The sequence below is a fragment of the Acinetobacter sp. WU_MDCI_Abxc222 genome (genome assembly GCF_025514755.1).
Taxonomy (GTDB): Bacteria; Pseudomonadota; Gammaproteobacteria; order Pseudomonadales; family Moraxellaceae; genus Acinetobacter; species Acinetobacter geminorum.
Genome location: NZ_JAHPVG010000029.1, coordinates 1 through 695 on the forward strand (window position 1 = coordinate 1; position 695 = coordinate 695).

Sequence of the window (695 nt, forward strand, 5' to 3'; positions counted from 1 at the left end):
TCGTAATAAGTATTAAAGAAGCCCTTGATCGTAATCCCGTCACCTTCGTTATAACCAGATAGCTTCAGGTCAGTTCCTTCTTTCTGGAACTTCACTTCCTCAAACTTCACATCTGTAAACTTGATAATGTCATCACCGGCATAACCACCGCTGTAGTCAGTAATGATGTCCTGCCCATGGCCTTTCGAGAAGATATAGGTATCACCATGATATCCGCCTTCCAGATTGTCATTTCCTGTACCACCGATCAGGATATCTACACCAGCTGCCCCATACAGCTTGTCATTGCCACTGCCTCCGTCAAGCACATCGTCATAGCCTGAAGCAGTCACGATATCGTCTCCCGCACCAGCCTTAACAACGCTCTTATAAGACCAGGTTGTAATTGTCTCACCTGCATCCGTACCGTCAAAGGTCAATCCGTTCTGGCGGAAATAGTCCATGGTGATGGTCTGGTCAGAGAAAGTAAACTTCTCAATGTCGTAATAAGTATTAAAGAAGCCCTTGATCGTAATCCCGTCACCTTCGTTATAACCAGATAGCTTCAGGTCAGTTCCTTCTTTCTGGAACTTCACTTCCTCAAACTTCACATCTGTAAACTTGATAATGTCATCACCGGCATAACCACCGCTGTAGTCAGTAATGATGTCCTGCCCATGGCCTTTCGAGAAGATATAGGTATCACCATGATATCC

At 45.0% G+C, this 695-nt stretch carries 1 protein-coding gene; it reads right to left on the bottom strand.

The genetic code is table 11. The features are described 5' to 3' along the window. Window positions 1-695, bottom strand: a 695-nt coding sequence (locus KTJ10_RS17955; RefSeq protein WP_316249920.1) for a calcium-binding protein, incomplete at both ends; no start/stop codon positions are given.